This window comes from Glycomyces sp. NPDC049804, from assembly GCF_040674615.1.
Taxonomy (GTDB): Bacteria; Actinomycetota; Actinomycetes; order Mycobacteriales; family Micromonosporaceae; genus Glycomyces; species Glycomyces niveus.
Genome location: NZ_JBFAMQ010000015.1, coordinates 47252 through 59515, shown reverse-complemented (window position 1 = coordinate 59515; position 12264 = coordinate 47252). Strand labels below are relative to the sequence as shown.

Genomic DNA, 12264 nt, shown 5'->3' with positions numbered 1-12264 from the left:
CGCCACCGGCCCAGCGCGGCCCTCAGCCGGCGGTTCGGGTGTCGCGGATCGCGCTCATCGCCTCGTCGAGGGAGGAGTGGACGTACTCCAGCTCAGGCGTGGTGAACGCGGTCCAATCGGCGGCCTCCCCGGTCTCGGACCACCCTTCGGCGTCCTCGGACCAGTCCTGCTCCGCGCCCGGGTCGTGCCGGTAGACCCACCACAGGTTCGAGGCCGGGTCCTGGAAGCGGGCGAGGGTGTCGCCGAAGAAGTCGGTGGGCCGCGTGACGATGCGCCCGCCGAGCTTCTCGGCCCGGGCGAGGACCGCTTCGACGTCGTCGACGTACACGCGGATCAGCGAAGGCGTGAACGGCCAGGCGGGTTTGCGGTCGGCGACCGTCACGGTCGAATCGCCGATCCGCAGCTCGGCGTGCAGGATCAGTCCATCGGTGTCGAGCGTGCGGGCCTCGGGCACGTCCTCGGCGTCGAAGACGGCGACCAGGAACTCGATCAGTGCCCCTGCGGCGTCGGCGACGATGAACGGGTTCACGGTGTTCGATCCGGCCGGGACGGCGGGTGGGGTTGCCATGGCGTTTTCCTCTCATCGGAGATTGACTCCGCCATGGTCACCGGCGATGAGGACCGATCCTGTCCGCATCGCCGAGCCGGTCGCTCACGACCGCGGCGCGCCGGGGCCGTTGAGGGTCCAGAGTCGGCGGAGGAGGTCGTCGCCGATCTCTGGGACCGCGGGCGGCTCGGAGTCGTGGGTGCCCGCGGGGCCGTGGACCTCGGCGTGCAGCTGCTCCATGCGCTGGTCGAGGTGCGCGGCGGCGTCGGCGGCCGCGGAGAGCTCGGCGGCCAGGTGCTCGGGGACCTCGCCGTCGTATTTGTAGAAGATCTTGTGCTCCAGGCTCGCCCAGAAGTCCATGGCGATGGTGCGGATCTGCACTTCGACGATCACCGGCACCGGCCCGGTGGAGAGGAAGATCGGCACTTCGATGATCGCGTGGAGGCTCTTGTAGCCGTTGGGCTTCGGCTTGGCGATGTAGTCCTTGATCTCGACCACCCGCACGTCGTGCTGCGAGGTGAGCGCGTCGAGGATCCGGTAGGTGTCGGCCTTGAACGCGCAGGTGATCCGGATGCCGGCGATGTCGGTGATGTTGGCGCGGATCGACTCCAGCCGCGGCGGGAGGTTCCGGCGCGCGACCTTCTCGAGGATGCTCTCGGGGGACTTGACGCGGGAGGTGACGTGCTCGATCGGGTTGTAGCGGTGCAGGTGCCGGAACTCCTCGCGCAGGATCGTCACCTTCGTGAGCACTTCGTCGACGGCGAACTGGTACTCCATCATGAAGCGCGCGAAGTCCTCCCGCATCTGCCGCGCGAAGTCGAGCATCCCCCCGTCGGCCTGCACCATGGCGGAGCCGACCTCCGGCGCCCCTTCGCCGCGATCCTCACGACGCCGCTCGGCGATGCCCTCTGCCACGGCCCGTACCTCCCCGACCGTCAGGGGACGGTCACTGCTCGCTCAACTGGATGGATCACCGTAGCAAGTGCGGAACCCTCATAAACCGAACGGCCGCAAGGGTGAGACCCGCGCGATGGCGCCTTCGGCGAGCCCGATGCCGCCCAGGGAGACCGCTCGGCGGGCACGGCAGCGGGGCACGGGCACGGCCGCGCCAGAATGTTGGCCATGACCGATGTGCAGCTCCCGAACGAGGACCGCGATCCCACCCGGCCCTGGCTCGACTACCGCGGGACGTTCGAACTCAAGCCCGCGCCCCGGCGCGGCTTCCCGTCCGGCGACGTCGCCTACACAGCGGATGCGTCCATGCCGGGGCACTGGCAGGAGGTCCGGGAGCGCACCGCGGAGCAGGTTCAGGCGGCCGTCGCGTCCCCGGCCAGCGAGTCCGCGATAGCCGCGGCGGCCCGGGCCTACCTCGACGGTGAGCCCGATCCGCTCGGCGCGGCGGCCGTGTTCCAGGCCGCGGCCGGCTCCACCAGCCTGTACGAGGTGTCCAAGGACTACCGCCAGTTCGACGCCTGGATCCACGAGCACGGCGCCGAGTTCGCCACCCGTGCGCTCATGCGGCAGTTCGAGATCCGGATCGTGAGCGAGCACACCGGGAAGGTCTACGCGCCGACGCGGTACCGGCCCGATTCGCCCGCGTTCCGGTACGCGACCGAGCAGCCTCGGGGCGCGCAATGGACTCGTACCGAGCAGTGGCACCTGCGAGCCTTCCTTGCGGCCCAATCAGAGTCGGACTACCGGCGATACCGGGCCGTGCTCGAGCCCTTCGGTCGCAACCACCAGCAGCGGCTGGCCCGCGCGTTCGTCATGCCGACCGAGCGGGACTGGGTCGACGCGGTGTGCGCCGAATGGCCCGAACGGGACATGAAGACCTGGCACGACCAGTACCAGCTCACCGCCATCGCGCCCTCGCTCGAACTGCTGGCGGCGGCCGGGTTCCACCGGGCCCCCAGCCACAACCCGCACTCCGACGCGGTCGCCTCGCTCGTGGAGGCCTTCGGCGCCGACTGCGCCCCGCTCCTCATCGCGGCCCTGGAGGTCGACACCCACGAGTACATCGGCGACGAGGGCATGCACGTCGTCCTCGCTGGACTCCCCAGCGACGCGGTCGCCGACTACCTCCTCGTGAACCTGGTCGCCGAACGGACCGGGCCGTTCGCGCGCGACTTCGCCGAGCGCTTCCCGCGCCGGATGCTGCGCGGCCTCGCCCGCAAGGCACCCGCAGCGAGCCCGTCCCTGCGGTCGCGCTTCGCGCACCTGCTGGCGACCTCGCCGATGCTCGAAGCCGCACTCCCCGTCGCCGAACCCGAGGTCAAAGACGTGATCGACCGGTTGCGGCGACTCGACGGCGTCCCGCCCGAAGCCGAGGCGCTGCCCGACTTCCTCGCAAGCCCGCCGTGGAAGCGCAAGACCGCCAAGCGGAAACACCCGGCAGTCGAGGTCGCGCCGCTCAACGGGAGCGACGGGTTGCATTGGCGCGAAGGCGAACAGGACGCCTGGCGCGACGGCGACCCCATCCAGCGGCGGCTCGCGGACGCCGCCGAACCCGCCGACGTGCTCGCGTCCCTCGCGAAGGCGCCGAACCTGCACCGCGCCCTCCCGCCCCTCACCGGCGTCGCGGCGGCCCGCCTCGCCGCCGACTGGCTCGTGCGGCTGCGCTCCACCAGCGTCAGCGTCACCGCCTGGTTCGACCGCCACGGCGCCGACGCGGCCGCATGGCTCGTCCCCGACGCGATCGGCAAGGCCGGCAAGCAGCGCAAGGCCGCCGAAGCGGCGCTGCGCGACACCGCCCGCAGGCTCGGCGACGACACCGTCCTTGACGCCGCCGCCCCCTACGGTGAAGCGGCGGTGTCGGCCGTCGCCGCGATCCTCGCGGTCGACCCCCTCGACCTCGACGGCCGCAAAGCACCGAAGGTCCCCGCGTGGGTCGAACCGGTCCTCGGCACCCCAGTGCTCGTGCGCGGCGGCGACGCGAGGCTGCCGCGCTCCGCGGTCGAGCACATCGTCGGCGCGATGAGCCTCGACTCCCTCGCGATCCCCTACGCGGGCATCGCGATCGTCAAGGAGCACTGCGACCCCGCGAGCCTGGCCGCGTTCTCGTGGGCCGTCTTCGAGTCCTGGGAGATCAACGACGCGCCCGGGAAGGACACGTGGGCGCTGACGCAGCTCGCCCGCTTCGCCGACGCCGGCACGGTCGAACGCCTCGAAGCCCGCATCCGCGCCTGGCCCGACCAGCGCCTCTCCAAGCGGGCGCTCAACGCGCTCGAAGTGCTCGGCGCCGTCGAGACCGAGGAGGCGCTGCGCGCCGTCCACCGCCTCACCAGGTTCAGGGGCTCCAAGGCGGTCAAAGCGGCGGCCGAGAACCAGGTCGAACTCGTCGCCGCCGGCCTCGGCCTGGACGCCGAGCAGCTCGCCGATCGCCTCGTGCCCGAACAGGGTCCGGCGGCCGTCACGACCGAGCAGGTCCAGCGCCTGGAGCGGGCGATGGCCGACGGCCGCACCTGGACGGTCGCCGAATTCCGGGAGCGCATCGTCGCCCACCCGCTGCTGTGGGAGCTGGCCCGCCGCCTCGTCTGGCAGGCCGACGAACCCGCGCTCGCGTTCCGGCTCGCCGAGGACCGCACGTTCGCGGACGTCGAAGACGACACCGTCGATATGCCCGACGAAGCGCGCGTCCGGCTCGCACACCCCGTGCTTCTCGGCGACGCGCTCCCCGCGTGGCAGCGGCAGCTCGCCGACTACGAAGTGCTGCAACCCTTCGACCAGCTCGGCCGCCCCGCCCGCACCCTGACCGCCGCCGAGGCCGAGGCCGGGCGGCTCACCCGCTTCGAGGGCCGGAAGGCGCGGACCGGGCCGCTGCACGGACTCACGCGCGGCCGCTGGCACGCGGTGCGCCAGGACAACTGGACGCGGGCGATCGCGCGGCGCCTCCCCGGCGGCGGCACCGTCGAGGCCGCCCTCTCGCCCGGCTACGCCGGCGGACCCTACTTCGACGCCGACGAGCCGCAAGTCCTCGAGACGGTCAGGCTGCCAGAAGGGCCGCTCGACCCGGTCGCGATCGCGGAGGTCATCGCCGAGCTGGAGAAGGTCGCGAAGGACTAGGAACTGTCCCGTGCATCAGAGCGGTCGCTGTCCGGCCCGTTCGCCCGCTCGCCGCGTTGTCGGCCCTCCCGATACCACCCCGGGAGGGCCTTCCGCCTTGCGAGCGAACCCACGGACTCGGATACCGCCGCTCCCTGATGCACAGAACACGTGGACGGCGCGCCGCCCGCCGTTTTCTCGGCGGACAGCGCGCCGACCGCGTGGTTGTATGGGTCGAAGCGCCCGGATGAAAGGAACCGCATGGACCCGATCACCGACTTCCGCATCGACATCCCGCAGTCCGCGCTGGACGACCTGCGCGAACGGCTGGAACGCACGCGCTGGCCCTGGGACGCCCCCGAACCGGGCTGGGCCGGCGGCGTCCCGGTGCCCTACCTCCGAGGCCTCGCCGACCACTGGCTGCGCCGGTACGACTGGCGCGCGCAGGAAGCGGCCTTGAACGCTTTTCCGCAGGGGCTCACCGAGATCGACGGCCAGCGCCTCCACTTCCTGCACGTGCGCTCGCCCGAACCCGATGCGCTGCCGCTCGTCATCACCCACGGCTGGCCCGGCTCCATCGTCGAGTTCATGCGGATCATCGGCCCCCTCACCGACCCGCGCGCCCACGGCGGCGACCCCGCGGACGCCTTCCACGTCGTGGCTCCCTCACTGCCGGGCTTCGGGTTCTCGACGCCGCTTGCCGCTCCCGATTGGACGCACGACCGCATTGCCCGGGCCTGGCTCGCGCTCATGGACCGGCTCGGCTACGACCGCTTCGGCGCGCACGGCGGCGACACCGGATCCAAAGTGTCACCGGCCCTCGGCCGCCTCGCGCCCGACCGCGTCGTCGGCGTGCACATCAACGGCGGCCTGGAGCTCCCCGATCCCGGCGACCCCGCTCTGGCGGCGCTCAGTGAAGCCGAGCGCGCCCGTCTTGACGGCGTCCGCGCCCTGGTCCGCCACGGCACCGGCTACGCGGACCTCCAGTCCACGAAGCCGCAGACGATCGCATACGCGCTCAACGACTCTCCTGTAGGCCAACTCGCCTGGATCGTCGACAAGTTCAAGGACTGGACCGATCCCGCTGCGGACCTCCCCGAGCACGCGGTGGACGTCGACCAGCTGCTGACGAACGTCACCCTCTACTGGCTCACGGGCACCGGCGCGTCTTCGGCGCACCAGTACCGGGCGGTGCGGGACGAGCCGGCCCCGGCGCGGTCCGAGGTGCCGACGGGCATCGCGGTCTTCCCGTCCGACCCGGCGGTCCGGCCGCTGCTCGAACGGGCGCATCGGATCGTGCACTGGTCCGAGTTCGACCGGGGCGGCCATTTCGCCGCGATGGAGGCGCCCGACCTCCTCGTCCAGGACCTCCGCGACTGCTTCCGACCGCTCCGCGAGGTGGTTTAGCGCCTCCGCGGCGGCTCCGCCGGCGCGGGATCGGCCAACCAGGCTTCGGCCATCGGCGAGCCGCTCACCGGAGACGCCGCTGCTCTCCGTCGCGTCACTGCTCTGCCACCGGTTGCGCCGCAAGCCGATCGTGTCAGGACCGCCCGCCGCGCGGACGCACGAAGCCCGACTCGTAGGCGATGATGACCGCTTCGGTGCGGTTGGCGGCCCCGAGCTTGGTGAGCACGCTGCGGACGTGGGTCTTCACCGTCTCCAGCGACAGGAACAGCCGTGCCGCGATGGCCTGGTTCGCCAGGCCCTCCGCGATCAGGCGCAGGACCTCGGCTTCGCGCTTGGTGAGCGCCATCGGGCCGTGCGCGTTGCCCGGCGGCGCGTGCTCGGCGGCGAGCGAGCGGATCGCCTCGGGGAACAGCAGTCCGTCTCCGGCGGCGACGGTGAGGATCGCGCGGGCGATCTGCTCGATGTCGCTGCGCTTGAGGATGAACCCCGCCGCGCCGGCGCGCAGCGCCCGGTACACGTACTCGTCGTTCTCGAACGTGGTGATGACCAGGACTTGCGGCGGTTCGTCCAGGGTCTCGCGCAGCACTCGGGTCGCCTCGATGCCGTCCATGCCGGGCATGCGGACGTCCATCAAGACCACGTCCGGTCGGTGCGCGCGCACCAACGGCAGCACCTGGTCGCCGCCGGAGGCCTCGGCCACCGGCTCGATCTCGGGCCGGGCGGCGAGGAGCGCGCGCAGTCCGGTGCGCACGAGCGGGTCGTCGTCGGCGATGAGCACCGAGATCGGCGGAGTGGGCATCGCCCGATGATGCCACCCCGCCGACGGCCCTGACGCGGTGCCGGAGGCCAAGGCCTGAGCCCTCAGCCGTGCGCGGCCGCGACCGGACGGGATTCAGGCACTGCAACGGGTTCCGGCCGGTCGGCGGCCAGGCGGCCGCTGAAGACGATCCAGGCCGCGAGCGCCGCCGAGGGCGCGACCGCGACAAGCGTCTGCATGTCCGGGGTGTTGTCGGCCATCGCCTCTCCGACCAGCATGGCGAAGATCATGTTGTTGCCCGCGTGGGCGAGGCTCGCGGTCCAGACCGAACCGCTGCGCATGCGCAGCCAGGTGAGGATGACCTCCTGCAGCATGAACATGACCGTCCACACCACCAGGCCGAAGGCCACGTTCGCGAACTCGATGTAGCCGAGGAACGCGAGCGGGTAGTGCCACACCGCCCAGATGAACCCGGTCAGCAGCGTCGAGAGGAACGGGCGCTCCGGGAACAGCCGCAGCCGCAGATAGCTCGTCCAGCCGAACTCCTCGCCCCAGTAGATCGGGGCCAGGACGATCACGACGAGCTGCAGCACAGCGATCGAGACCCATACGGGCTGTCCCGGCAGGAGCGCGAAGGCCGACAGGTCGAACTCCCACTCGCCGACGGCCGCGGCCACCGCCAGTGTGGCCGCCGCGAACCCGAGCGGGCCGAGCCACGCGGCGAGGTACAGGCCGATGTTCCGGCGGATCCGCGGCCGCATGCCCGCGTCCGCGAACCCTTCGCGGGTCACCCATTTGCGGACGACGATCGCCGCGATCGCCGGAGTGAAGGCGATCCCGGCGAGCTGCACGAGCGGGTTCACCAGCGACAGGTCGAAGACCAGTCGCGCGATGAACATCCCGGCCCAGGCCAGGCCGAACGAAATGAGGATGAAGACGAGTACGCCCTTGGTACGGGTCGTCATGCGAGGCGGTCCTTTCGGAAGGCGGTTGTCACTCCACAACGGTCGCCGCGGCGCGGCCTCCCCGACTCCCTAGAAAGCGTGGTTTCCACATCCCTCGCGAGAGGGAGGCAGCCCGCCAGGTGGTCCTGGCACACTCGCCTCATGCGACAGTGCCTCCGCCTCCCGTTCACCGCCGGCCCGTACCGCGGCTGGGTGCACGCCCTCCTCGGAGTGGTCACGGTGAGCGCGGTCGCCCTGGCCGCGGCAGGCCTGCTGGTCCTCTGGCCCGCCGCCGTTCCGGCGCCCGCGTTCGCCGCGGCCGCGTGGCTCCTCACCGGCGCGATCGGACTCCTCGTACCGGTGCGGCGGGCGAGCGTGCGCCTCGCCAACGGCCTCTTGGGAACCGGACTGCCGCGTCCACTGCGCCCGCGCCGCACGGCGACGGCCGCTTGGACACTGGCGTGGACGCTCGCCGGCGGCGCGCTGGCGGGCGCCTCGAGCCTGGCGCTGTTCACCCTCGGCCTTCCCATGGTGTGGCTCAACGGCGGCGACACGATCGCCTTCGGGGCGGAACTGCGGATCGCGCCGGGCGCGGCCGGGGCCTGGACGCTCGCGGCGGCGGTGGGAGCCGTCGTCGCGACGGTCCACCTCGCCGCCGGCTACGCCGCCCTCATGCGCCGCCTCGCCCCGCTGCTCCTCGGCCCGGGGCTGGGCGAACGCCTCGCCGCGGCCGAAGCCGAGGCCGACCGCGCCGCCGCCCGCAACCGGCTGGCGCGCGACCTCCACGACTCGATCGGCCACACCCTGACCGCCTCCACGATCCAGGCCGCAGTCGCCAAGCAGGCCATGGCATCCGACCCCGCGGGCGCCCGGCTCGCCATGGACGCCATCGAGTCCGCCTCACGCGCGGCCCTCGACGACCTCGACCGCGCCCTCGGCGTCCTCCGCGGCGAACCGTCCGCAACCCACCCCGAACCGACCCTGTCCGACCTCGCCGCCCTCCGCGACCGGATCGCGAGCACGGGCACCGAACTCACCATCGCATGCGACGGCGATGCCGGAGCCGAACTCGATGCCGCCGCGGCGGCGGTGCCGCCGCTCATCTCGAGGGAGGCCTACCGCATCGTGCAAGAGGGGGTCACGAACGCCCTCCGGCACGCCCCCGGCGCCGAGATCCAGATCCACCTCGATCTTGCCGACGACCGGCTCCACCTGCGAGTCGTCAACCCCCTCACCGACACTCACGCGAACGGCTCCGGCGGGCGGGGCCTTGCGGGCATCGCCGAACGCATCCGCGTCCTAGGAGGGGACACCTGGGCGGGAATCGAAGACGACACGGCATGGACCCTGCGAGCCGCACTCCCGCTGCGCCCTGTTGCCCGCCGATGAGCCCCCGGTCGGCGGAGCGAGCGGCGTCGCCACGCCGCGGCGGCGCGACGTAGGGCATGCCCCTTCCCACCCGCATCCGCCTCCGACCAACCGAAAAGACACGGTCCCATATGGGTCTGACATCCATGACTTCGCACAGCTCAGAGAGGCGATGCGTCGCTGCGGGTCAGCCGGCTCCGGCGATGTAGCCCTCGAGCTGCTGCTTCTCGAATTCGAGCTGGCCGATGCGGCCCTTGACGACGTCGCCGATGCTCACGATGCCGACCAGCGCGCCGTTGCCGGCGACGACGGGGACGTGGCGGATGCGGCGCTCGGTCATGAGGAGCATGAGGTCCTCGATGGAGTCGTCCGGGTTCCTGGTGTGCACCTCGGTGGTCATGATCTGGGAGACGGGCGCGTCGAGCAGGTCGGGTCCGGACTGGAGGCCCCGGGCGATGTCGCGTTCGGAGACGATGCCGGCGACGGTGGCCCCGTCCGTCGTCACGACTAGGGCGCCGAGGTTGTGCTCGGCGAGCGCGGCCACCAGGCTGGCCACCGAGTCCTCGGGTCCGATGGTGACGACGCCGGCGCCTTTGGATCGAAGGATGTCGCTGATGCGCATAGGACCCTCCCGTTTGCACAGTGAGTGGCGCTCCAGCATAACCCAGGCAACCGGCGATAAACAGCGGCAAACTGACGACTCCTGCTGAAAGCGGTTAACTACGTCTTGTGTCGCCAGCGGAAATGCGACACAATCGTCGGAATAGACATTGATATACGCTTATGTCTACGATGTGTCGTCGCGACCCACGCGCGACGCCGCCCCCACCCGGCAACTCCTGTTCCAACGGCGCGACACTGGAGGACTGCGCATGACCGCCCCCGAAACCACCAGGACGAGGCCGAGCTGGCGCACCGTCCTCGTCTGGACCGCGATATCGATCGCGGCGGCCGCCGGATGGGGCGTCATCGCCCTCGTCCGCGGCGAGGAGATATCCGCGTTCTGGCTCGTCATCGCGGCGCTCGGCTCATACGCCATCGGCTACCGCTTCTACGCCCGCTTCATCGCGAACAAAGTACTGCGGGTGGACGACACCCGCGCCACACCCGCCGAACGGCTCGACGACGACGTGGACTTCCAGCCCACCGACCGCCGGGTCCTGCTCGGCCACCACTTCGCCGCCATCGCGGGCGCCGGACCGCTCGTCGGACCCGTGCTCGCCGCGCAGATGGGCTACCTGCCCGGCACGATGTGGATCATCATCGGCGCCATCTTCGCCGGCGCCGTGCAGGACATGGTGGTGCTCTTCATCTCCATGCGCCGCAACGGCAAGAGCCTCGGCCAGCTGGCGCGCGACGAGATCGGCCCGATCGGCGGCGCGGCCGCGCTCGTCGGTGTCTTCTCGATCATGATCATCATCCTGGCGGTGCTCGCGCTCGTCGTGGTCAACGCGCTGGCCGCGTCGCCGTGGGGCACGTTCTCGATCGCGATGACGATCCCCATCGCCCTGCTCATGGGCTTCTACCTGCGCACGATACGGCCGGGCCGGGTGATCGAGACCAGTCTCATCGGCGTGGCGCTGCTGGTCCTCGCGATCGTGGCCGGCGGCTGGGTGCAGGCCTCCTCGTGGGCGGACGCGTTCACGCTCAGCCCGCAGACCCTGGTGTTCTGCCTGGTGGTCTACGGGTTCGTCGCGGCGGTGCTGCCGGTGTGGATGCTGCTCGCGCCCCGCGACTACCTGTCGACGTTCATGAAGATCGGCACCATCGCGCTGCTGGCCGTCGGCGTGCTCATCGTCGCCCCGGCCCTGCAGGCCGACGCGGTCTCTGACTTCGCGATCAGCGGCATGGGGCCGGTCTTCTCCGGCGAGCTGTTCCCGTTCGTGTTCATCACGATCGCGTGCGGCGCGCTCTCGGGCTTCCACGCGCTCATCGCCTCCGGCACGACGCCGAAGATGATCCAGAAGGAGTCGCAGGTCCGCATGATCGGTTACGGCGCCATGCTGATGGAGTCGTTCGTCGCCGTGATGGCCCTGATCGCCGCGTGCATCCTCGACCCCGGACTCTACTACGCCATGAACGCCCCGGCGGGCGTCCTCGGCACCACTGTGGAGTCCGCTTCGACGGCCGTGGCGAACCTCGGGTTCACCATCAGCCCGCAGGACCTGCAGGCGGCGGCCGACGCGGTGGGGGAGGAGTCCCTGGTCGCCCGCACCGGCGGCGCGCCGACCCTCGCGGTCGGGATGTCGGAGATCCTCTCGTCCGTATTCGGCGGCGACGGGCTCAAGGCGTTCTGGTACCACTTCGCGATCATGTTCGAAGCCCTGTTCATCCTGACCACGGTGGACGCAGGGACGCGCGTGGGCCGGTTCATGCTGCAGGACACCCTCGGGAACGTCTGGAAGCCGATCGGCCGCGTGAGCTGGAAGCCCGGCATCTGGATCACCAGCGCGCTCGTGGTCGCCGCGTGGGGCTACTTCCTCTACGCCGGCGTCAACGACCCGCTCGGCGGCATCAACCAGCTGTTCCCGCTCTTCGGCATCGCCAACCAGCTGCTCGCCGCCATCGCGCTCACCATCGCGACCACCGTGCTCGTCAAGAGCGGGCGGCTCAAATGGGCGTGGGTGACGGCCGCGCCGCTCGCCTGGGTCGCCGTCGTGACGCTGACCGCGAGCTGGCAGAAGGTCTTCTCCGACGACCCGCGCATCGGGTTCTTCGCCCAGCGCGAGCGGTACGCCGAAGCCCTCGAACAGGGCGAGGTGCTCGCCCCCGCGAAGGACCTGGGCCAGATGCAGACCGTGGTCACCAACTCGACGGTCGACGGGGTGCTCGCCGCGTTCTTCGCGCTGCTGGTCGTGCTCATCATCGCCAACGCGGCCTGGATCTGCCGGCGCGCGCTCCGGTCCGCCGAACCGCTGCCCTCGACCGAGGCCCCGTACGTCGAGTCGCGGCTCCTCGTCACGGCCGGCCGTTCAACCGGCGCGGACGGGTCGCAGGAGGAGCGGCCGTGACACCGCGCCGCCTTTTCGGCCTCGTCCGGTGGTACCTGCGGGAACTCACCGGCGAGGCCGCATACGGCCGCTACCTCGACCGGCACCGGCGCGCCCACCCGGACACGCCCGCCCTGCCGCGGCGCGAGTTCGAGCGGCGGCGCACCGACCGCGGGGACGCCCACCCGACGGCACGCTGCTGTTGAACGC

At 71.3% G+C, this 12264-nt stretch carries 10 protein-coding genes; 5 read left to right on the top strand and 5 right to left on the bottom strand.

Going from position 1 to position 12264, the window contains the following annotated elements; genetic code table 11:
- Positions 1-22 precede the first annotated feature (22 nt).
- Together AB0K52_RS20880 and AB0K52_RS20875 are read right to left on the bottom strand one after the other, a co-directional pair.
- Positions 23-568 (bottom strand): VOC family protein, encoded by a 546-nt coding sequence (locus AB0K52_RS20880; RefSeq protein ID WP_363534830.1) that lies wholly within the window; start codon positions 566-568, stop codon positions 23-25.
- Positions 569-652: 84 nt separating this feature from the next.
- Positions 653-1393 carry a GTP pyrophosphokinase family protein gene (locus AB0K52_RS20875; protein ID WP_363534984.1) on the bottom strand — a complete coding sequence of 247 codons (741 nt, stop codon included), beginning with the start codon at positions 1391-1393 and terminating at the stop codon, positions 653-655.
- Positions 1394-1669: 276 nt separating this feature from the next.
- On the opposite strand from AB0K52_RS20875, the gene AB0K52_RS20870 reads away from it, so the two are divergent.
- Entirely contained in the window at positions 1670-4609 is a 2940-nt protein-coding gene (locus AB0K52_RS20870; RefSeq protein WP_363534827.1) for a DUF4132 domain-containing protein, read from the top strand.
- A 240-nt stretch (positions 4610-4849) separates the two neighbouring features.
- The gene (locus tag AB0K52_RS20865) at positions 4850-5995 is read left to right on the top strand and encodes an epoxide hydrolase family protein (RefSeq protein ID WP_363534824.1); all 1146 of its coding nucleotides are present in this window, start codon (positions 4850-4852) and stop codon (positions 5993-5995) included.
- Between the two features lie 133 nt (positions 5996-6128).
- On the opposite strand, the gene AB0K52_RS20860 is transcribed toward AB0K52_RS20865, so the two are convergent.
- Both AB0K52_RS20860 and AB0K52_RS20855 read right to left on the bottom strand, forming a co-directional pair.
- The gene (locus tag AB0K52_RS20860) at positions 6129-6794 is read right to left on the bottom strand and encodes a response regulator transcription factor (RefSeq protein ID WP_363534821.1); all 666 of its coding nucleotides are present in this window, start codon (positions 6792-6794) and stop codon (positions 6129-6131) included.
- Between the two features lie 62 nt (positions 6795-6856).
- Positions 6857-7717, bottom strand: a complete 861-nt coding sequence (locus AB0K52_RS20855) for a type II CAAX endopeptidase family protein (RefSeq protein ID WP_363534818.1) — start codon at positions 7715-7717, stop codon at positions 6857-6859.
- A gap of 141 nt (positions 7718-7858) precedes the next feature.
- Here AB0K52_RS20855 and AB0K52_RS20850 point away from each other — a divergent pair, with 141 nt between their 5' ends.
- Positions 7859-9085 carry a histidine kinase gene (locus tag AB0K52_RS20850; RefSeq protein WP_363534815.1) on the top strand — a complete coding sequence of 409 codons (1227 nt, stop codon included), beginning with the start codon at positions 7859-7861 and terminating at the stop codon, positions 9083-9085.
- A 166-nt stretch (positions 9086-9251) separates the two neighbouring features.
- Here AB0K52_RS20850 and AB0K52_RS20845 read toward each other — a convergent pair whose 3' ends face one another.
- The gene (locus tag AB0K52_RS20845) at positions 9252-9686 is read right to left on the bottom strand and encodes a CBS domain-containing protein (protein ID WP_363534813.1); all 435 of its coding nucleotides are present in this window, start codon (positions 9684-9686) and stop codon (positions 9252-9254) included.
- Positions 9687-9936: 250 nt separating this feature from the next.
- Between AB0K52_RS20845 and AB0K52_RS20840 the strand changes: the two genes are divergently transcribed.
- Positions 9937-12075, top strand: coding sequence for a carbon starvation CstA family protein (locus AB0K52_RS20840; protein WP_363534810.1), 2139 nt, complete (start codon positions 9937-9939; stop codon positions 12073-12075).
- Positions 12072-12260 (top strand): YbdD/YjiX family protein, encoded by a 189-nt coding sequence (locus AB0K52_RS20835; protein ID WP_363534807.1) that lies wholly within the window; start codon positions 12072-12074, stop codon positions 12258-12260. The genes AB0K52_RS20840 and AB0K52_RS20835 overlap by 4 nt, the downstream gene beginning before the upstream one ends.
- The last annotated feature ends 4 nt before the right edge of the window (positions 12261-12264 follow it).

What these genes read in the sequence shown, in the direction of transcription:
- AB0K52_RS20870 (WP_363534827.1), top strand. Translation starts at nt 1,670, where the DNA reads ATGACCGATGTGCAGCTCCCGAACGAGGACCGCGATCCCACCCGGCCC.
- AB0K52_RS20845 (WP_363534813.1), bottom strand. Translation starts at nt 9,686, where the DNA reads ATGCGCATCAGCGACATCCTTCGATCCAAAGGCGCCGGCGTCGTCACC.
- AB0K52_RS20855 (WP_363534818.1), bottom strand. Translation starts at nt 7,717, where the DNA reads ATGACGACCCGTACCAAGGGCGTACTCGTCTTCATCCTCATTTCGTTC.
- AB0K52_RS20875 (WP_363534984.1), bottom strand. Translation starts at nt 1,393, where the DNA reads ATGGTGCAGGCCGACGGGGGGATGCTCGACTTCGCGCGGCAGATGCGG.
- AB0K52_RS20880 (WP_363534830.1), bottom strand. Translation starts at nt 568, where the DNA reads ATGGCAACCCCACCCGCCGTCCCGGCCGGATCGAACACCGTGAACCCG.
- AB0K52_RS20865 (WP_363534824.1), top strand. Translation starts at nt 4,850, where the DNA reads ATGGACCCGATCACCGACTTCCGCATCGACATCCCGCAGTCCGCGCTG.
- AB0K52_RS20850 (WP_363534815.1), top strand. Translation starts at nt 7,859, where the DNA reads ATGCGACAGTGCCTCCGCCTCCCGTTCACCGCCGGCCCGTACCGCGGC.
- AB0K52_RS20860 (WP_363534821.1), bottom strand. Translation starts at nt 6,794, where the DNA reads ATGCCCACTCCGCCGATCTCGGTGCTCATCGCCGACGACGACCCGCTC.
- AB0K52_RS20840 (WP_363534810.1), top strand. Translation starts at nt 9,937, where the DNA reads ATGACCGCCCCCGAAACCACCAGGACGAGGCCGAGCTGGCGCACCGTC.